The sequence below is a fragment of the Streptomyces sp. NPDC050856 genome, assembly GCF_040653855.1.
Taxonomy (GTDB): Bacteria; Actinomycetota; Actinomycetes; order Streptomycetales; family Streptomycetaceae; genus Streptomyces.
The window spans coordinates 55,791-73,117 of the sequence record NZ_JBFAGV010000032.1; the positions used below are offsets into that span (position 1 = coordinate 55,791).

Genomic DNA, 17,327 nt, shown 5'->3' on the forward strand with positions numbered 1-17,327 from the left:
AATGAGGTCGCCTCGACCGGAGGGGGGCGGTAGTCGCGTCGGTCCGGTCGGCGCCATGGGTGTCCGGCGGTCGACGCCGCCGGGCACTCGCCGCTCATGCGGCCGTCACGGCTCGTCGAGCGGGGGGTGGAACGCAAAGCGCTGGGGCCCGCACCCAAAAGGTCCGGGCCCCAGCTACTTGTTACTGCGCGTCAGCGTCAGGCGGGAACGATGTTCTCGGCCTGCGGGCCCTTCTGGCCCTGGGTGACGTCGAAGTTCACCTTCTGGCCCTCCTGCAGCTCACGGAAGCCGGAGGCGGCGATGTTCGAGTAGTGGGCGAAGACGTCGGCGCCGCCGCCGTCCTGCTCGATGAAGCCGAAGCCCTTTTCCGCGTTGAACCACTTCACGGTGCCAGTAGCCATGTCATATCTCCTTCGGGGCATAGCCCGGGGGTCCGCACTGTGCGAACCCCGCGTCGCCGCGATGATTGCCCCGCCCGGAGAAACTCCGGAAATACAAAAGCGCACCCACCGACACATGACGCCGGTTAGAGCACTTGAAGCTTTGGGAACCACAACTGCAACTGGTACTGACCGTAGCACGGCACAAGGCCCCGTGCACAGACGCCCCAGGAATTCGGCAATGGGCCCGGGAATTCCTCCAGCGGCCGAAGCCGAAAATACTCCAGTTGCGGCATCAGATATTCACCCCCGGTGTGTTTTGCGTTGTCCGGGGGGCCCGGCCGGGCGGGTACGGCTCCGGCGGCCGGCCGGGCGCGCCGCGGGGCGCCGCAGGGGGCGTCGCCCGCCCGACTCCGGCACCTTCACCCCCAGGCGGCGAAAATCTACAGTGCCGGGTGTAGACATCCCCGGCCACGCGGGCTAGGGTTTCTCACATCAGGACGAAGTCGGTACAGCGCGGCAGACACGAACTGCCGCGAGCGGTATCGGTACGGCAGTGGAGTCGTGGAGCCGGAGCAGGTACGGGGTTCCATGGCTGGCTGACCGGACCGGGTGGTCCCAGGGACCACCGGACGAAGCCGCACAGCAGCAACATCGCAGGACAGCAGGACCCGTAAGGAACACGCACAGCAGGAGAGGAGCAGACGCCATCAGGATCGCCCGGGCGAGGACGTCGTCCGCCCGGGACACGCAGGCCCCGGATTGGAAGGTGGTCCCCGGTCAAGCAGTCACGATCCCCGCATCTCCGGCCTCCCGGGCGGACGTGCGGTTACCGAGAAACGGCGCACAGCGCCGACAGATGGTGTTGAAACCCCTCGGGGCCCTGGTGCCGTACGGCACCAGGGCCCCTCGACGCGTCCCACGAAGAGGTGCAAATGACCGCAGAGAACCCGCCGAACGCCGCCGCCAAACTCGATGACGACGACTACCCCGCCTTCACCATGGGCCGGGCCGCCGAGATGATCGGCAGCACGCCCGCCTTCCTGCGCTCCCTCGGCGACGCCCGGCTGATCACCCCGCTGCGGTCGGAGGGCGGCCACCGCCGCTACTCGCGCTACCAGCTCCGGATCGCCGCCCGCGCCCGTGAACTGGTCGACCAGGGCACCCCCGTCGACGCCGCCTGCCGCATCATCATCCTGGAGGACCAGCTGGACGAGGCGCTGCGGCTCAACGCGGAGCTGCGCCGCTCCGAGAGCGCCTCCGGCCCCGCCGGGGTCTGACCCCGCCCGGACCGCCGGCGCACCGGGCCCGATCCGCGCGGCGGGGTGCCCTCCGCGCCCGGTTCCCTCCACCCGCGACACGCCCGGCCGGCCCCCGGCCGGAGTACAGTGCGGGATACCGGGAGCCCTTCGTACACCGGCCACCATGCCGGTGTCGTTCCCGGCGAGCCACGACGCCGGGCCCGTCGCGACGAGCCCGGGGGCAGGTCCACGCGATGACCGTGACCGTCGGCCGTTCCCCTTCCCACGAACAGGCACCCTCTTCCCCCGCCCGGCTGTCCCTGACGCCGGCCGGTGGGGCTCCGGGCCTGCTGGACGGGGCCTGGTGGCCCCGCTCCCGCGACCTCTCCGCCGAGATCCCCGCCCTGACCGACGCGCTGGACGGCCGCTGGGGCCGGATCACCCGCGTCACCGTGAACCCGGCCCACTGGCCGGTGGTCCCGCGCAAGGTGCCCGTCACCGGGCACACCGTGCACGTGGGGTGGTTCGCGGCCGAGCAGGACCCGCACAAGCTGATCCTGCTCTCCTACTCGCCCGGCCGCTGGGACCTGCTGGTGGTCCCGCCGGAAACGGACCCGGCCACCGCCGCCCGGCTGATGGCCGCCGCCGCCCTGCCGGGTGGCCTGCGCACCGCGAGCGCCCTGATGACCGCCGAGAAAGCTGCTTGATGTGTTGAATGTCGTATATGTCACTGAGGCGTAGCATGGGGTGCGGGTCCGGTCACGCTCACGTGCGCGGACCCGGAAGGGCGGCCTCGGTGCCTCTGCGCCGGGGCCGTTGCGGCGGTCCACCCTCCCCTCCAGCGCCTCAACTCCGCCTGGTCCGACGGACTCCGGGAGCCAACCCATGATCAGCCCAGCCGACATCCGCGAATGGCGCGACCGCGACGTCGTCGACCCCAAGGGGCACCGGATCGGGACGCTGGAGGCGGTGTACGTGGACACCACGACCGACGAGCCGGCCATGGCCACCGTGCGGACGGGCCTGCCCACCCGCCGGCGCCTGGTCTTCGTCCCGCTGGACGAGGCCGTCGCCGGTCCGGACTACATCAGGATCTCCTACGACCGGGCCCTGGTCCGCAAGGCGCCCTCCATCGGGGTGGACGACGTCCTGGAGGCCGACCGGGAGGCAGCCGTCTTCCACCACTACGGCATGACCTACCAGCCGGGCGCCAACGGCGAACGGCAGCTCGCCCGCCGCTGACCCCCGGCGGTGCCGTACCGGTCCTCTCCCACCCGGGCCGGCCCGGTACGGCCCGGACCGGCCCTGCTCCCAAGGAGGCATTTCCGCCATGGCACTGTTCTGGTTCCTCGCCCTCGTGGCCGTCGTGCTCGGCATCATCGGCGTGGCGGCGGCGGACCTGGGCTACTTGCTGGTCATCGGCATCGTCGTCCTGGTCGTCGACATCGCTCTGGCCGTGGTCCGCTGGTCCCGCCGCTCGCGCCGACGCCCGGTGCGCTGAGGCGGTCAGTGCCGCTCGGCGGCCCCGGGGCCGCGGCGTACACCGATGGCGGCGAGGGCAGCGCCGAGCACACAGAGGACTCCGGTGACGAGGACCGCGGTGTGGACGCCGTTCATGAAGGCCTGCCCACTGCCCTCGACCACCGCCGCCCTCAGCCCCGCCGGCATGTCCGCGGTGACCGGGGAGACCCCCATGGCGACGGCGTCCTCGGCCCCGCGCAGACCCTCGGCCACCGGCGCGGGCACGCCGGCGGAGGACAGCTCGCCGGGCAGGGTGGTGCCGACCCGGGAGCTGATCAGGGAGACGAGCACCGAGGTGCCGAGCGCCCCGCCGATCTGGAGCGCGGTGGCCTGGAGGCCGCCGGCCACACCGGCGTCCCGGACGGGCGCGTTGCCCACGATCGCGTCGGACGAGGCCGCCATCACCATGCCCACGCCCAGGCCGAGGGCGACGAACGGCGGCCACATGAGCGCGTACGGGGAGTGCACGCCCCAGCCCAGCACGGCGAAGGACGCGGCAGCCTGGAGGACCATCCCCAGCGGCATGGACAGCCGGGCGCCGAACCTCTCGGTGAGCTTGGCGCCGAGCGGGGCGGCGACGACCGAGGCGAGGCTCAGCGGCAGGGTCCGCACCCCGGCCTCGACCGGGCTGAAGCCGCGCACGTTCTGCAGGTAGAGCATGACGAAGAAGATCACGCCGAGCAGGACGAAGAAGTTGACCGCCGTGATGACGGTGCCGATGGTCAGCGCCGGGTTGCGGAACAGCCGCATCGGCAGCAGCGGGTGCTCGACGCGCGTCTCGTACTGGCCGAAGGCCAGCAGGACCACCAGGCCTCCGGCGAGCGTGCCGAGGGTCGCGCCCGAGGTCCAGCCCCAGGTCTCACCCTTGACGACGCCGAACACGACGACGAGCAGGCCGAGCGCGAGCAGGACGACACCGGGGATGTCGAAGCGCTGGTGGCCGGCGGGGTTCTTGCTCTGCGGCAGGACGCAGGCGCTGAAGGCGAGGGCGGCGACGCCGATGGGGGCGTTGATGAAGAAGACCGACTCCCAGCCGACGTGCTCGACGAGGAGACCGCCGACGATGGGACCGAGCGCGGTGGACACCGACGAGACCATCGCCCAGACGCCCACCGCCATGCCGAACTTCCCCGGCGGGAACACGGCCCGCAGCAGACCGAGGGTGTTCGGCATCAGCAGGGCGCCGAAGAAGCCCTGGGCGGCACGGAAGGCGATGACGCCCTCGATCGAGCCGGCCAGACCGATGGCGACGGAGGCGGCGGTGAATCCGGCCACGCCGACCAGGTAGTACGTACGGCGGCCGAAGCGGTCGCCGAGCTTGCCGCCCAGGATCAGGGCGGCGGCCAGGGCCAGCAGGTAGGAGTTGGTGACCCACTGGAGGTCGGCCGTGGAGGCGTGCAGGTCGCGGCCGATCTCCGGGTTGGCGATCGCGACCACCGAGCCGTCCAGGCCGACCATGAACAGGCCGAAGGCGACGGCGATCAGTGTCAGCCACGGCTTGCCCCGCCGGCCGGCCGGGGCGGCGCCGGAGCCGGCGGGCGGGGAGTGCGCGGGCAGGGGTGAGCGGTCCACGTGGGTGGTGGGCATGGGGGTGCGGTGCTTCCTCGTACGGGGGTGGGCGCGGGCGCGCCGCGCCGTCAGTCGGCGGCTGCGGCGGGGTGGATGTGCCGCGCCAGTCCCGTGAGGGCGCCCAGGGCCGCCCCGATCGCGTCGAGGTCCCCGTCGGTGAGGGTGTGCAGCGCCTCGGTGACGTAACCCTCCATCAGGGTGTCGACCCGGGCCAGCCGGCGCCGGGCCTCGGCCGTCGGGTACAGATGGGCGACCCGCTTGTCGGCCGTGTCTCGGCGGCGCTCCAGCATTCCCTGCCCGGCCAGTTGGGTGACCAGGGCGCTCACGTTGTTCGGCTTCATCAGCAGCGCGTCGGCCGCCTCGCGCACGGTGAGCCCGGGGCGTCCGTCGAGAAGCCGCAGCAGCGCCAGCGGGCCCTCCGGGGGCTTGGGGTGCGGGAAGTCCTGAGCGAGGCGCCGGTCGAGCGCCCGGTGCAGCGCGGGCACCGCGGCCACCAGCCCGGCGGCTATACGGCGGGCCTCCTCGGCGGACGCGCTGACGGGGGGCATGCCCTCCAGGCTAGGTATGGACACATAGCTATGTCAACATAGCCACTAGGCCGGAGGCCCGGCGCCGCCGTCGGCGCGGAGAAATCCGGATCTGTTCGTTCCGCTCGCCCCCATTCGTCCGCACGGTGGCCTTTCCGCCCGCCGAACGGCGAGGTCAGCGCCTGTACCGTCTTCCCGACACAGCGCCCGTGCGGTGGCCCGGCGCGTGAAGAGGGATGAGGTGGGGGCTGCATGATGCGGCGTCGCATATGGGGTACCGCCGCGGTCGCGGTGGCCGGTGGTCTGGCCGGGGTTCTGCTGGTCCAGGGGATGGACGGCACCACCGGCGGCACGGCCGCCGCGGACGGTGGATCAGCGCCGGTGCGGACCGAGGCGGTCACGGCCGGGTTGCGTGCCAGTGGGGACGGGCGTGGCGCGTCGCTGGTGCAGAAGGAGACCGAGCGGTTCAGCATGCTGGGCGTGACGTGGCGGGACCCGGGTGCGCGGGTGGCGGGCACGGTCGAGGTGCGCACCAGGGCGGTCGGGTCGGGGAGCTGGTCGCCCTGGCTGCGGCTGGACGGGGACAGCGGCCAGGGTGAGAGCGGGGCCGCGCGGGGCGGTACGGAGCCGGCCTGGGTGGGTCCCTCCGACGGTGTCGAGGTGCGAGTGCGGGCCGGTGGCGCGACGCGGGCCGGACTGCCGGACGGGCTGCGGCTGGACATGGTGGACCCCGACGCCGGGCGAGTGAGCGGCATGGAGCCCGCGGGCTTCGCCGTGGCGGAGGAGGAGACGGGGCAGCCCACGGAGCCGGCGTCGGCGTCGCCGTCGGTGGCCGAACCGGGCCCGACCGCGGGATCCGGCTCCCCGGACGCCACCACGGGGCCGGAGCCGTCCACGAGCGGTGAGCCCAGCGAACCGCCCGCGACGAGCCCGACGCCCAGCGAGCCGACGCCGCCGGCCAGTTCGTCGCCGGCGCCGTCCGCGCCGTCCTCGCCGGCGCCGTCCACCAGCACCTCTCCGGCCCCCACGGCCAGTACGACGCTCCCGCCGGCGCCGCCGTCCACCGCGCCGCAGCCGCCGATCACCTCACGCGCCGACTGGGGCGCGGACGAGTCGATCAGCCCCGAGGCACCCGGCTACCTGCCCGGCGGCAAGGTCAAGGCGGTGGTGGTCCACCACACGGCCGAGTCCAACACCTACACCTGCGCCGACGCACCCAGGCTGGTGCGAGGCATCTACGCGTACCACGTGGGCCAGCTCGGCTGGAAGGACATCGGCTACAACTTCCTGGTCGACAAGTGCGGCACCGTCTACGAGGGCCGCAAGGGGGGCGTGGACCGTCCGGTGCAGGGCGCCCACGCCTACGGCTTCAACGCCGAGACCACCGGCATCTCCGTCCTGGGCACCTACACCGACGCCGCTCCCCCGCAGGCCGCGCTGGCCTCGGTCGCGAAGATCGCCGCCTGGAAGCTGGGCCAGTACGGGGTGGACCCGGCAGGCACCGCCACCCTCACCGCGGGTGACCAGGGGACCAACTTCTTCGGCAAGAGCTGGACCAAGGGCACCCAGCTCGCCCTGCCGGTCATCCACGGACACCGGGACGGCTACAACACCCAGTGCCCGGGCGACGCCTTCTACGGGCAGCTTTCCACGGTGCGCTCCTGGGCGGCGGGCCCGGTCACCGGCCTGACACTCACGTCCGTCACCGGGGCGGGGCTGTCCGGGTCCACGTACTACACCAAGGGCGCCATCACGGTCGGCTGGTCGGCCACCACCCCGGCTCCGCTGGTCAAGCAGTACGACCTGCTGGTCGACGGTGTCGCCGTGGCGACCACGGCGGGCACGGCCACCTCGGCGAGGGCCACCCTCGCCGCGGGCAGCCACACCGTCGCCGTACGCGCCACGCACCAGTCCGGCAGACAGACCACGACACCGGCCAGGACGGTGGTGGCGGAGACCACCGCGCCCTCCTTCCCGGTCCGGCCCGCCCTGGCGCTGCGCGCCGGCACGGTGAACACCACGGCCGTCCCGGTCACGCTGAGCTGGAAGGCGGCCGACACGGCCGCTCTGAAGGAGGTCCGGCTGACCTCGCCGGTGGCCGCCGGCTACGGCCCCGCCGTCACCAGCACGGCGCACACCGCCAAGTCCGGTACCGCGACCGCGTGGAACATGACCGCCCACGACGTCGCGGGCAACACCGGCACCGCCTCGGTGACCGGTACCCCGGTGATCCTCCAGGAGAGCTCGGCCGTGAAGTCCGGCACCTGGGCCGCCAAGTCCTCGGCCAGCTACCTCGGTGGCGCCTCGTACTCCAGCTCCGCCAAGAACGCCACCCTGACCTGGACCTTCACCGGCCGGTCGGTCGCCTGGGTGGTCTCCCGCGCGTCGACCTCCGGTCAGGCGTACGTCTACCTCGACGGGACGAAGGTGGCGACGGTCGATCTGAAGTCGGCCACCACCAAGTACCGTGACGTGATCTGGACGAAGACCTGGGCCACCGGCGCCAAGCACACGGTGAAGATCGTCGTCGTCGGTACCGCCGGCCGCCCCACGGTCACCACGGACGGACTCGTCCACCTGAGGTGACCCGGCGACCGGCATGACCCGGAGCCCGGCCCGGTCCGCCGACCGCCCCCGCCCGGCACCCGCGACGAGGTGCCGGGCGGCGGCGGTCGCGGCAGGATCGGACCATGCCCCTGCTCGTCGGAACCTCCGGATGGCAGTACAAGGACTGGCGCGGCGTGCTGTACCCGCCCGGTGTGCCGCAGCGGTTGTGGCTGGAGGAGTACGCCCGGCACTTCGCCACCGTGGAGAACAACAACGCCTTCTACCGGCTGCCCGGCACCGGGACCTTCGCCTCCTGGCGGGAGCGGACCCCGGAGGGGTTCGTCATGGCGGTCAAGGCCAGCCGCTTCCTGACCCACCTGAAGCGGCTGCGGGAACCGGAGGAACCGGTGGGCAGGCTGATGGACCGCGCGGCGGGCCTCGGCGCCCGGATGGGGCCCGTCCTGCTGCAACTGCCGCCCAACTTCCGGGTGGACACCGGCGCGCTGGACGCCTGCCTGCGCTGCTTCCCCACGGCGGTCCGGGTGGCCGTCGAGCTGCGCCATCCCTCGTGGTGGGAGGCGGAACGGGAGCTGCGGGCGGTGCTGGAACGGCACGGCAGCGCCCTGTGCTGGGCCGACCGGGGCTCCCGCCCGGTGACCCCGCTGTGGCGCACCGCGCCCTGGGGGTACGTCCGGTTCCACCAGGGCCTCGCCGCGCCGCCGCCGCGCTACGGCCGCCGGGCGCTGGTGTCCTGGGTCGGGCGCGTCGCGGCGGCCTGGCCGGACGAGGCGGACGTGTACGTGTACTTCAACAACGACCCGGGCGGCGCGGCCGTCGTGGACGCCGCGAGGTTCGCCGGCGCGGCGGCCGCGCTGGGCCGGACGGTGAGCCGCACGCCCCCGGTGCCGGCCGGTACGCGCTGACCGCGCGGACGGGCCGCCCGGGACGCGGCACGGAGCCCCGGGCCGCCGAAGTGCGGCCGGGCGCGCTCCGGCGCCCGCCGCCGCCCCGGAGGGTCAGTGGCCGTCCGGCACGGCGGAGTCCGCCGCGGGCGCGCCGACGGCGACCGGGGCGGCGCAGCAACCGCCGCCGGCCCGGGCGGGTTCCGCCGCGTCGAACAGGCCCGCGCCACCGCAGACGCCCGTCTCCGGCAGGGTGAGCTCGACGCGCCCGGCGGCGGCCGTGTCACCGGCGAGCGCCGCGGCGACGGAGCGGGCCTGCTCGTAACCGGTCATGGCCAGGAAGGTCGGGGCGCGCCCGTAGGACTTCGTCCCGACCAGGTAGACGCCCTTCTCGGGGTGGGACAGCTCCTTCGCGCCATGGGGCCGGACGCTGCCGCAGGAGTGCACGTTGGGATCGATCAGCGGCGCCAGGGCGGCCGGGGCCTGGAGGCGCTCGTCCAGGGCGACACGGAGCTCGGAGAGGAAGGACAGGTCGGGGCGGAGGCCGGTGAGCGCGATGACCTCGTCGACCGGCTCGGTGCGCCTGCCGTCCTCCGCCACGAGGACCAGCCGCCCCTCGCCGTCGGGTACGACGGCCTCGGTACGGAACCCGGTGACCGCGGAGGCGTGTCCGGCCGCCACGGCCGCCCGGGCGGCCAGGCCGAGCGCGCCACGGGCGGGGAGCTGGTCGGCCTCGCCGCCCCCGTAGGTGGCGGCGCTCAGGCCGCGCCGCAGGATCCACACGGCGTGGGTGCCGGGCTCCGCCCCGGCCAGTCCGGCCAGTCCCGCCAGGGCGGTGAAGGCGGAGGCCCCGGAGCCCACGACGGCGGTGCGCCGGCCCGCGTACCGGGCCCGGACGGCCGGGTCGGCCAGGTCGGGGACACGGTAGGAGATCCGGTCGGCGGCGGCCCGCTCGCCGAGGGCCGGCAGGCCGTTCCCGCCGAGCGGACCGGGAGTGGCCCAGGTGCCGGTGGCGTCGATGACCGCCCCGGCGGTGACCCGCGCCTCGGTGCCGTCCGGGGCGGTCACGTTCAGGGTGAAGGGCTGCCGGTCGCGGTCCGCGTCCACGACCCGGTCCCGGCCCGCGCGGGCCACGCCGGTGACGGTGGTGCGGTAGCGGACCCGGTCGCCGAGGGCGTCGGCGAGCGGCTGGAGGTACCGCTCGGCCCAGTCGCCGCCGGTCGGGTACGCGGTGTCGTCGGGGCGGGCCCAGCCGGTCGGCGCCAGGAGCTTCTCGGCGGCCGGATCGACGATCTCGGACCAGGGCGAGAAGAGCCGTACGTGGGACCACTCCCGTACCGACCGGGCGGCGACCGGGGCGGACTCCAGCACCAGCGGCTCGATGCCCCGCTCGACGAGGTGGGCGGCGGCGGCCAGTCCGACGGGGCCGGCCCCGATGACCACGACGGGCAGGCCGGGCACCCGGCCGGGGGCGGCGGGTGCGGCGGGGGTGGGGCGGTCGGCGGGTGCGGCGGGAACGTTCACGGCGGACTCCTCGTTGTTTCGACGTTTGTCGATACCCTGACACCGCAAGCATCACTCCAGCTTCGATGGCTGTCAACATAGACGGACATCGAAGTGGTGTGTGTCAGCATGGACCCATGCCGAACGCCAGAACGCTGCCGCCGCCGGAGCCCGCCGACGTGACGCCGTGCTGCCCACCGCTGACCGAACGGCCGCTGACCGCGCGGGAGGCCGAGCGGACCGCCCGGATGTTCAAGGCGCTCGGCGACCCGGTACGGCTGCGCCTGTTCTCCGCCATCGCCTCCCACGAGGGCGGGGAGGCCTGCGTGTGCGACATCTCCGACGTCGGGGTCTCCCAGCCGACGGTCTCGCACCACCTCAAGAAGCTGAAGGAGGCCGGGCTGCTCACCTCGGAACGGCGCGGCACGTGGGTGTACTACCGGGTCGACCCTGCCGTACTCGCCGCGATGGGCGGGCTGTTCTAGTGGGCGGCGACGGCGTACCGCCGGCACGGGACCGCGCCGTGGACGGGGAGGCGATCCCCGTACTGCGGGTCGCCGACGCCGGCGCGGCGGCGCGCTGGTACGCGCGGCTGGGCTTCGAGCAGCGGTGGGAGCACCGCTTCGAGCCGGGCTTTCCTGCGTTCGTCGAGGTGGCGCGCGGCGCGGTCCGGCTGTTCCTGTCGGAACACCGGGGCGACGCCCCGCCCGGCTCGCTGGTGTACCTGCGGGTCGGTGATGTCGACGCCGTCACCGCGGGACTCGGCGTGACCCCCCAGGACCTCCCCTGGGGCCGCGAGGCCGAACTGCGCGACCCGGACGGCAACCGCATCCGGGTGGGCACCCCCGCCGGCTGAGCCGGCACCGCTGCCGTCACCCCGCCCGGGCCCGCTCCGCTCGGCCACCGGCCGCCGCGATCCCCGCGTTCGGCAGGCCCCGGGCGATCGGCGCGAGCGCCTCGATCCCGCGCCCGGCCGGCGCGGCCGGCGCCGGAGCCGTGACCGGGTGCGGTGCCCCGCCGCGACCGCGTCCGTGACCCGAGGACGGGTACGGCGCTCACACGGGGGCAGGAGGGCCCGGAGTACAGTGAGAGCCCCCCGACGGAGCCCCCGGCCGACGCCGGAAAGCACGCCGCGCCCGCCGGTTCCGATGAAGGGAGACGCCGTGAACTCCACGGAACCCGCGCCCCCGTCCCTGCCGTCGGCCGGGCACGCCGAGGTCCGGATCGTCGCCGCCTCACCCGAGACCGCCCGCCAGGTCGCGGAGGTGCTGCGGCGCTGCTTCGCCTCGACGGAGCAGCGCAGCTACCCGGCGGGCCCGGACGGAGGGACGCGGCTCCACCTCTCCGTGGACACCACGCGCAGCGTCGAGCCCGCCCGGTCGTGGCTGACGGCCAGCCGGCCGCCGTCCGGTGACGGCCCTGGGGAGCGGGACGGCGGCGAGGGCTGAGCCCCCGCGGGCCGGAGCCCGGGCCCCGGGCCGAACGCGCCCGCCGGTCGCCCCCGCCCGCCGACGACGACCCCGGTCAGTCCCGCGGCTCCTGTACGGGCGGCTCGGGCAGACAGGTGAAGCCCAGCTTGACGAGCGCCCTGGTGACCTCACCGGCGGTGAAGTCCCGTCGGTCCTGCCCGGTGATCACCTCGCCGACCTGCTTGACGGGGTAGGTACGGCGGCCGATGACCACACAGGCACCGGTGAGCGGTTCGGGCTTGATGCCCTTCATCGCTTCCTGGACCTCGCTCTTGACGAAGTCGAAGGGGAAGCGGGCGATGACGCAGCGCATGGTTCCTCCACAGGGCCGGCGCACGGGGGCAGGGAAGGGATTCGAAGGTCGGGAACGCGGACGGTGACGGCTCAGCCGGAGAGCACGAGCACGCCCAGGGCGTACCCCTCGTCGTCCACCACCGGGGACGCCCACTGGGCCCGGCCCCGCATGGCCGGCTCGGCGTCCCGCAGGGAGGTGACGGGTGAGAGGAACGGTCCCCGGTCGTGGACGATGTCCCGCAGCCGGGTGAGGTCGGTGTACCAGGAGTCGCCCGACGGCCGCGCGCGGTGGGCCGTCATGAGCTGCGCCTGGGTCACCAGGCCGGCGCACCGGCCGTCCGCGTCACGGACCAGCAGGTGCGGCACACCGGCGGCGGTGAGGACGGACAGCGCGAGATCGACGACCATGTCGTCGCCGATCTGCGGCCCGCACGGGCCCATGGCGTCGGCCGCCGTCCCGCCGTACGGGCCCGTCCGCCCGTAGGCGTGCGGTGGCGCGGACGGCCGCGTGCGGGGGTACGTCGAGGGGGTCGAGGGCGTCAAAGGGGCCTCCCGGCGGTGGTCAGGGATGGGTGCCGGCTCACGCGGCCGTGCCGTGCCCCGCCAACCGCCGCCGGTCCCGGGGGCGCGGGACGCGGGTCGCCCCGGTGCCGGCGGCGCCCGCCGAGGGGGCGACCAGGTGGACCGCCGGGTCGCGCAGGTACCGGCGTATCAGCAGGTCCACCTCGTGGTCGAAGGTGGCCGAGAACAGCATCCGCTGGCTCCGGCGCGGCAACTGGTCCATCACCTCGGTCAGCTGCGGCATGAAGCCCCTGTCCGCGAGCTGGTCGGCCTCGTCCAGGACCGTGACGGCGACCCGGTCCAGGCCGCAGTCGCCGCGCGCCACGAGCTCCCCGAGCCGGCCGGGAGTCGCCACCACGACGTCGGCCCCGTCCCGGAGGATGCGGGCCTGACGGCCGATCGGCAGGCCGTCGGCGAGGACGGCCGGGCGCAGCCTCAGGGCGCGGGCGTAGGGGGTGAGCGCGTCCGTCACCCGCTCCGCCGTCTCCCGGGTCGGTACCAGGACGAGGGCCAGCGGCTCGCGGGGCTCGGCGCGCCGCCCGGCGGTGCGGGCGAGCAGCGCCAGGCCGTAGGCCAGGGTCTTGCCGGAGCCGGAACGGCCACGGCCCAGGACGTCCCGGCCGGCCAGCGCGTCCGGCAGGGTCGCCGCCTGGACGGGGAACGGCACGGACATGCCCTCGGCGCCCAGCGCCGCCAGCAGTGGATCGGGCAGGCCCAGTCCGGCGAAGGCGACGGCGGGAACGGGCAGCGCCGCGGTACGGGCGGCCGGCGGCGCGAACCGGACACCGGCCGGTGCTCCGGAGACCACTCCGTGCGGGCGGGTGATGCTGAAGCCCCGGAAAGCACCGGGGGTCTGTTCGTCCGTGCGGGCTGTTCGATTCATGGCGAGCCTTCCTCGATATGACACGTATCGAGGATTTACCGGCGCGATGGACAGCGCGGAGAATCTCCGGAACGAGTCGAATGATGCACAGAGCCGAACGCGTCGCACCCATACGCGCATATGTCCGGGCGCGGCTCGATGTGCCGGGTGTTCCGGCCGGTGGAGTGCCGGCGCGCCGGAGAAGAAAAAGCGACGAGCTGGGGCCCGCACCCCAAGGTGCGGGCCCCAGCTCGTGTCGTGCGCGTCCGCGATCAGGCGGGAACGATGTTCTCGGCCTGCGGGCCCTTCTGGCCCTGCGTGACGTCGAAGCTCACCTTCTGGCCCTCCTGCAGCTCACGGAAGCCGGAGGCGGCGATGTTCGAGTAGTGGGCGAACACATCGGCGCCGCCACCGTCCTGCTCGATGAAGCCGAAACCCTTTTCCGAGTTGAACCACTTCACGGTGCCAGTAGCCATGTCATATCTCCTTTGCCGGGGCAGTCCCCTGGGGCGCGCACTGTGCCCGCCTCGAGTCGCCGCGATGATGGCCCCGCCCGGAAATGACACCGGAAAAATACGAAAGTGCTGCCACCGCATGGAAGCGCGGGGAAGCACATGAGTTTTTTGGGAACCACAACTGCAACTGGTATCGACCGTAGCACGGGCCGACAACTCTGTACAGGCTTTTCCGGACCCGGCTGAAAACAACGAAAATATTCCCGCCGCCCGGATCCGGCCGCCTCGAATTCTTCACACGCCATTTTATTCCCGTTCGGCCGGCGCCGGCCGGGCCCCGGCCGGCGCCCGGGCCCCGGCCGCCGGCCGGGGCCCGGGCGCCGGTGTGGTTGGCGATCGCCCGATGGGTACCCGGTTGCGCGTCACCCGGACACCGGTTGCGCACCCCCGAGCAAGGGAGCCGATCATGACCTTTGGTAGCGCCTCCTCCACGTCCCGCTCCTCGCCACCGGCCGGTAGCCGGCGGGTGCTGCGGGAAGGGCAGCGGGAGCAGCTCATCGGCCTGCTGATGTTGCTGACGTCCGTCGCGCTGTTCGTCGCCCCGTGGGTGGTGGGCCGGCCCGACGACGCGAAGGACGCCCACCGCAACGAGCTGGGGGTGGGGATGATCGTCCTGTTCCTCGCCCTGGCCCGGTTCCGCTGGCACCCGGGGAAGTGGCCGGACCTGATCATCCTGGCGGCCGGCGCGTGGCTGATCGCCTCACCGTGGGTGCTGAGTCTGCAGAACACCGTGATCTTCGACGGCGCGCATGTCTTCGACGTGGCCGCCGGCACCGTCCTGATGGTGCTCGCCGCCCTGTCGCTGCTCCTGCTGCGCGCCACCCGCCGGGAGGAGGCCCGGGAGGCGGCCGGGGACGACGGGCCGGGGCACGGCCGGCGGACCGGCGGGTGAGCGGGCGGGCGGCCCGGGGCCGGCCGCCCGCCACGAGCCGGCCGGCGGGACCGGCGGGCGCCGGACACCACGCCCGCCGGGCTCGCCTCCTGCTCCCGGCCGGGAGGCCGGCTCAGTGGCGGCCCATGGCCTTGCGGACGGCGTCCTTCGTCCGGTCCATCAGAGCGGTGACGGGGCCCAGCGCGACGTTCGCCGCGGCCGACTCCACGCCGGGGTGCGGGCGGGTCGGCGCCATGGCCTCCGCCGCCTTGACGCCCTTGGCCATGGTGGCCAGCGTCGCGGCGTCCGCGCCGCGCCGGATGTGCGGGAACTCGTAGCGCTCCTCGGCCCGCGCGTGGTCCTGCACCTCACTGCGCAGGGCCAGCAGCCGGGGCAGGAACTTGGGGTCGTCGCAGTCCATGTCGTCCAGGGCGGCCAGCGTCTCCTTCGCGGAGCGCTCCTCGGTCAGCCGTTCCTCCACCACCTGCTCGCCACCGGGGATGCCGCGGCGCGCGAAGGGGTGGACCACTTCCTCCTCCGCCGTCTCATGGACGGCCAGCAGGCGCACCAGGCGGCGGAACGCCTCCCGGCGCTCGTCCCCGGTGCTCCGCTCGACCTCGTCGAAGAGGTTGCGGATGTCACCGTGCTGGCGCGTCAGCAGCGCCACCACGTCGTTGTCGGCGGCGTGGTCCTCGCCGGCCTGCGGGGTGTGCGTCTCGGACATGCGGTCTGCCTCACTTCTCCCGCAGCGCGGGGTCGGGGTGCTCGCCTTCGGTCTCCAGGCGGTACTCACGGCCGAACGCCTGGTCGTGCTGCGCCATGACCCGCTCGCTGGGCGGCTCCTCACCACCGTGGATCTGCTCCTGCATCCGCTCGAAGCGCTCGTGCGCGTCCCGTACGTATCCGGCGCCGAGCGTCGTCAGGTCGATCTGCGTGGCGAGCAGCTCACGCAGGTACGCCTTGTTGGGCTCGAACGTGAGGACGTTCGGCAGCTGCGGCGCCAGCACCTCCTGCGGTTCGCGCCCGTCGTGCCGTCGCATCAGGTCGCAGGCCACGTGCAGGTGCTCCAGCTCCATGTTCAGGTGCAGCTCCCAGACGGCCCTGACCTTGGGGTCGCTCTCCTGCTCCATGAAGGAGTAGTACAGGTAGCACTCGTTGTACTCGTGGTTGACGAGCTGCTCCCACCACGTCTCACCCGGGTCGACCAGCGACTCGTAGTGGGTGACGTGCTCCTCCTCGATGAGCCCGATCTCCTGGTAGAGCTGCCGGGCGATCGGCTCCATGTAGGTGGGGCCGGTGTTCATGTAGAAGTTCATCGTCTGCTGCTCGGCCGACAGGATCGTCAGCGCGTGCAGCTTGGACAGCGGGTCGGTGCGCGTGCGGTCGTACGGGTCGCGCACGTTGTCCGCCGGGGCGCGGTGGTGGAACTTGGTCGGGCGGCCCGGCATGACCTCGGTGAGCTGGTCGACGATGGACTCCGCCTTGCGGTGCTCGATCATCTCGTACAGGTTCGCGTACCGGTACAGGTGGTCGAAGTCCTCCAGCACGCCGAACTGGTACGCCTGCTTGAGGTACGGGTCGGGCTCCATCCGGGCGACCCAGGCGGTGAGGTCCACGGCGACCTGTTCGTACGCGATGGTCGTCTCCAGGACGGACGACACACCGGGCAGCAGCCAGTTCACGGCCTTCTGCTGCTGCGCCTCGATGTACCGCACCTGGGCGAGCTGCCGCTTGACCTCCGGGTCCACGGTGTTGCGGGCCAGCTGGTGGCTGAACATGATCGCTTCGACCTCGATGCCGTTCATCGTGATGATCCGGCATCGGGTGTACGGGTCACAGTGGTCGGGGTCGATCGGGGTCACGTCGAGCTCGCGCCAGTTCCTGATCTGGCGGTCGAGCGGGATTCCGCGTTGCTCAAGAGGGTTGAAAGTCACCTGTGCCTCCATGACGGACGAGGTCCGGAATTCCCGGATACCCCTTCAGCCGCTTGCCGAACTGCGGATCTGACGGAGCGTTGGCCATGCTGCGCGTTACCGGCCACCGGCCCGACGAGGCGCGTCCGGGCCGCCGTTCTGTCAGCCGTCCGGACCATTCGGCGCCCTTTCCGGGCGGTGCGTGGTGTCGCGCGCCTTCCAGCCGTATGAGATGTCTTTTGGAAAACGAGCCAGTCCACCGAGGAGCGGCGCGTCGTTTTCCCTAGCGTGTGATACCGCCGCAATGGGGAACCTTGCCGCGCTCCTGCCCGCCGTGTCGCGTTCTGAGGATTCGTATGGCCACATCGACAGAGCCTGTCACCCCCGTTCCCGTCCAGGGGCGCACCTGGGGGAGCGTGGTGGTCGCCTGGATCACCACGACGGACCACAAGAAGATCGGCAATCTCTACCTGATCACCTCGTTCGCCTTTTTCCTCTTCGGCGGGCTGCTCGCTCTGGTGGTCCGGGCTGAACTGGCCCGCCCGGGTCTTCAGCTGCTCAGCAACGAGCAGTACAACCAGGCGTTCACCCTGCACGGCACGGTGATGCTGCTGCTGTTCGCCACGCCCACGTTCGCCGGGTTCGCCAACGC

At 73.1% G+C, this 17,327-nt stretch carries 19 protein-coding genes and 2 pseudogenes; 11 read left to right on the plus strand and 10 right to left on the minus strand.

Going from position 1 to position 17,327, the window contains the following annotated elements; genetic code table 11:
- Nucleotides 1-197 precede the first annotated feature (197 nt).
- On the minus strand, nt 198-401 hold the full coding sequence (locus AB0H53_RS24380) for a cold-shock protein (protein WP_319684733.1): 204 nt from the start codon (nt 399-401) through the stop codon (nt 198-200).
- 914 nt (nt 402-1,315) lie between these two features.
- Between AB0H53_RS24380 and AB0H53_RS24385 the strand changes: the two genes are divergently transcribed.
- The 4 genes and pseudogenes from AB0H53_RS24385 (at nt 1,316) to AB0H53_RS24400 (ending at nt 3,122) form a co-directional block, all read left to right on the plus strand.
- Nucleotides 1,316-1,660, plus strand: coding sequence for a MerR family transcriptional regulator (locus tag AB0H53_RS24385; RefSeq protein ID WP_362117121.1), 345 nt, complete (start codon nt 1,316-1,318; stop codon nt 1,658-1,660).
- 215 nt (nt 1,661-1,875) lie between these two features.
- A pseudogene (locus tag AB0H53_RS24390) lies at nt 1,876-2,316 on the plus strand (DUF5994 family protein); the annotation flags it as partial.
- Between the two features lie 190 nt (nt 2,317-2,506).
- Entirely contained in the window at nt 2,507-2,863 is a 357-nt protein-coding gene (locus tag AB0H53_RS24395; RefSeq protein WP_362117124.1) for a PRC-barrel domain-containing protein, read from the plus strand.
- A gap of 88 nt (nt 2,864-2,951) precedes the next feature.
- Nucleotides 2,952-3,122 carry a hypothetical protein gene (locus AB0H53_RS24400; RefSeq protein ID WP_362117127.1) on the plus strand — a complete coding sequence of 57 codons (171 nt, stop codon included), beginning with the start codon at nt 2,952-2,954 and terminating at the stop codon, nt 3,120-3,122.
- Between the two features lie 5 nt (nt 3,123-3,127).
- On the opposite strand, the gene AB0H53_RS24405 is transcribed toward AB0H53_RS24400, so the two are convergent.
- Nucleotides 3,128-4,729 (minus strand): MFS transporter, encoded by a 1,602-nt coding sequence (locus AB0H53_RS24405; RefSeq protein ID WP_362117130.1) that lies wholly within the window; start codon nt 4,727-4,729, stop codon nt 3,128-3,130.
- Nucleotides 4,730-4,779: 50 nt separating this feature from the next.
- On the minus strand, nt 4,780-5,259 hold the full coding sequence (locus AB0H53_RS24410) for a MarR family transcriptional regulator (protein ID WP_362117132.1): 480 nt from the start codon (nt 5,257-5,259) through the stop codon (nt 4,780-4,782).
- 234 nt (nt 5,260-5,493) lie between these two features.
- Here AB0H53_RS24410 and AB0H53_RS24415 point away from each other — a divergent pair, with 234 nt between their 5' ends.
- Both AB0H53_RS24415 and AB0H53_RS24420 read left to right on the plus strand, forming a co-directional pair.
- The gene (locus tag AB0H53_RS24415; RefSeq protein WP_362117167.1) at nt 5,494-7,824 is read left to right on the plus strand and encodes an N-acetylmuramoyl-L-alanine amidase; all 2,331 of its coding nucleotides are present in this window, start codon (nt 5,494-5,496) and stop codon (nt 7,822-7,824) included.
- Nucleotides 7,825-7,928: 104 nt separating this feature from the next.
- Entirely contained in the window at nt 7,929-8,708 is a 780-nt protein-coding gene (locus tag AB0H53_RS24420) for a DUF72 domain-containing protein (RefSeq protein ID WP_362117135.1), read from the plus strand.
- Between the two features lie 93 nt (nt 8,709-8,801).
- On the opposite strand, the gene AB0H53_RS24425 is transcribed toward AB0H53_RS24420, so the two are convergent.
- On the minus strand, nt 8,802-10,148 hold the full coding sequence (locus AB0H53_RS24425; RefSeq protein WP_362117170.1) for an NAD(P)-binding domain-containing protein: 1,347 nt from the start codon (nt 10,146-10,148) through the stop codon (nt 8,802-8,804).
- 179 nt (nt 10,149-10,327) lie between these two features.
- Here AB0H53_RS24425 and AB0H53_RS24430 point away from each other — a divergent pair, with 179 nt between their 5' ends.
- From AB0H53_RS24430 to AB0H53_RS24440, 3 genes are all read left to right on the plus strand, one after another.
- On the plus strand, nt 10,328-10,675 hold the full coding sequence (locus AB0H53_RS24430) for a metalloregulator ArsR/SmtB family transcription factor (protein WP_362117138.1): 348 nt from the start codon (nt 10,328-10,330) through the stop codon (nt 10,673-10,675).
- Between the two features lie 38 nt (nt 10,676-10,713).
- On the plus strand, nt 10,714-11,046 hold the full coding sequence (locus tag AB0H53_RS24435) for a glyoxalase superfamily protein (protein WP_362117140.1): 333 nt from the start codon (nt 10,714-10,716) through the stop codon (nt 11,044-11,046).
- A gap of 307 nt (nt 11,047-11,353) precedes the next feature.
- Nucleotides 11,354-11,638, plus strand: a complete 285-nt coding sequence (locus AB0H53_RS24440) for a hypothetical protein (protein WP_362117143.1) — start codon at nt 11,354-11,356, stop codon at nt 11,636-11,638.
- Nucleotides 11,639-11,714: 76 nt separating this feature from the next.
- Here the strand turns inward: AB0H53_RS24440 and AB0H53_RS24445 are convergent, their stop codons facing one another.
- From AB0H53_RS24445 to AB0H53_RS24460, 4 genes and pseudogenes are all read right to left on the minus strand, one after another.
- Nucleotides 11,715-11,972 (minus strand): SCO5918 family protein, encoded by a 258-nt coding sequence (locus AB0H53_RS24445; protein ID WP_362117146.1) that lies wholly within the window; start codon nt 11,970-11,972, stop codon nt 11,715-11,717.
- 71 nt (nt 11,973-12,043) lie between these two features.
- Nucleotides 12,044-12,394 carry a hypothetical protein gene (locus AB0H53_RS24450; RefSeq protein ID WP_362117173.1) on the minus strand — a complete coding sequence of 117 codons (351 nt, stop codon included), beginning with the start codon at nt 12,392-12,394 and terminating at the stop codon, nt 12,044-12,046.
- A 214-nt stretch (nt 12,395-12,608) separates the two neighbouring features.
- Nucleotides 12,609-13,397, minus strand: a pseudogene (locus tag AB0H53_RS24455) (DEAD/DEAH box helicase); the annotation flags it as partial.
- A gap of 251 nt (nt 13,398-13,648) precedes the next feature.
- Entirely contained in the window at nt 13,649-13,852 is a 204-nt protein-coding gene (locus AB0H53_RS24460; protein ID WP_018489699.1) for a cold-shock protein, read from the minus strand.
- A gap of 445 nt (nt 13,853-14,297) precedes the next feature.
- Between AB0H53_RS24460 and AB0H53_RS24465 the strand changes: the two genes are divergently transcribed.
- Nucleotides 14,298-14,783 carry an SPW repeat protein gene (locus AB0H53_RS24465; protein WP_362117149.1) on the plus strand — a complete coding sequence of 162 codons (486 nt, stop codon included), beginning with the start codon at nt 14,298-14,300 and terminating at the stop codon, nt 14,781-14,783.
- Between the two features lie 112 nt (nt 14,784-14,895).
- On the opposite strand, the gene AB0H53_RS24470 is transcribed toward AB0H53_RS24465, so the two are convergent.
- Nucleotides 14,896-15,486, minus strand: a complete 591-nt coding sequence (locus AB0H53_RS24470) for a hemerythrin domain-containing protein (RefSeq protein WP_362117152.1) — start codon at nt 15,484-15,486, stop codon at nt 14,896-14,898.
- Nucleotides 15,487-15,496: 10 nt separating this feature from the next.
- Entirely contained in the window at nt 15,497-16,696 is a 1,200-nt protein-coding gene (locus AB0H53_RS24475) for a hypothetical protein (protein WP_362117155.1), read from the minus strand.
- Between the two features lie 335 nt (nt 16,697-17,031).
- Here AB0H53_RS24475 and AB0H53_RS24480 point away from each other — a divergent pair.
- The coding region (locus AB0H53_RS24480; protein ID WP_362117158.1) for a cbb3-type cytochrome c oxidase subunit I at nt 17,032-17,327 on the plus strand (296 nt) is incomplete at its 3' end.

Excerpts from the sequence above, each read along its gene's own strand:
- AB0H53_RS24380 (WP_319684733.1), bottom strand. The coding sequence starts at position 401 with ATGGCTACTGGCACCGTGAAGTGGTTCAACGCGGAAAAGGGCTTCGGC.
- AB0H53_RS24385 (WP_362117121.1), top strand. The coding sequence starts at position 1,316 with ATGACCGCAGAGAACCCGCCGAACGCCGCCGCCAAACTCGATGACGAC.
- AB0H53_RS24395 (WP_362117124.1), top strand. The coding sequence starts at position 2,507 with ATGATCAGCCCAGCCGACATCCGCGAATGGCGCGACCGCGACGTCGTC.
- AB0H53_RS24400 (WP_362117127.1), top strand. The coding sequence starts at position 2,952 with ATGGCACTGTTCTGGTTCCTCGCCCTCGTGGCCGTCGTGCTCGGCATC.
- AB0H53_RS24405 (WP_362117130.1), bottom strand. The coding sequence starts at position 4,729 with ATGCCCACCACCCACGTGGACCGCTCACCCCTGCCCGCGCACTCCCCG.
- AB0H53_RS24410 (WP_362117132.1), bottom strand. The coding sequence starts at position 5,259 with ATGCCCCCCGTCAGCGCGTCCGCCGAGGAGGCCCGCCGTATAGCCGCC.
- AB0H53_RS24415 (WP_362117167.1), top strand. The coding sequence starts at position 5,494 with ATGCGGCGTCGCATATGGGGTACCGCCGCGGTCGCGGTGGCCGGTGGT.
- AB0H53_RS24420 (WP_362117135.1), top strand. The coding sequence starts at position 7,929 with ATGCCCCTGCTCGTCGGAACCTCCGGATGGCAGTACAAGGACTGGCGC.
- AB0H53_RS24430 (WP_362117138.1), top strand. The coding sequence starts at position 10,328 with ATGCCGAACGCCAGAACGCTGCCGCCGCCGGAGCCCGCCGACGTGACG.
- AB0H53_RS24445 (WP_362117146.1), bottom strand. The coding sequence starts at position 11,972 with ATGCGCTGCGTCATCGCCCGCTTCCCCTTCGACTTCGTCAAGAGCGAG.
- AB0H53_RS24450 (WP_362117173.1), bottom strand. The coding sequence starts at position 12,394 with ATGGGCCCGTGCGGGCCGCAGATCGGCGACGACATGGTCGTCGATCTC.
- AB0H53_RS24460 (WP_018489699.1), bottom strand. The coding sequence starts at position 13,852 with ATGGCTACTGGCACCGTGAAGTGGTTCAACTCGGAAAAGGGTTTCGGC.
- AB0H53_RS24465 (WP_362117149.1), top strand. The coding sequence starts at position 14,298 with ATGACCTTTGGTAGCGCCTCCTCCACGTCCCGCTCCTCGCCACCGGCC.
- AB0H53_RS24470 (WP_362117152.1), bottom strand. The coding sequence starts at position 15,486 with ATGTCCGAGACGCACACCCCGCAGGCCGGCGAGGACCACGCCGCCGAC.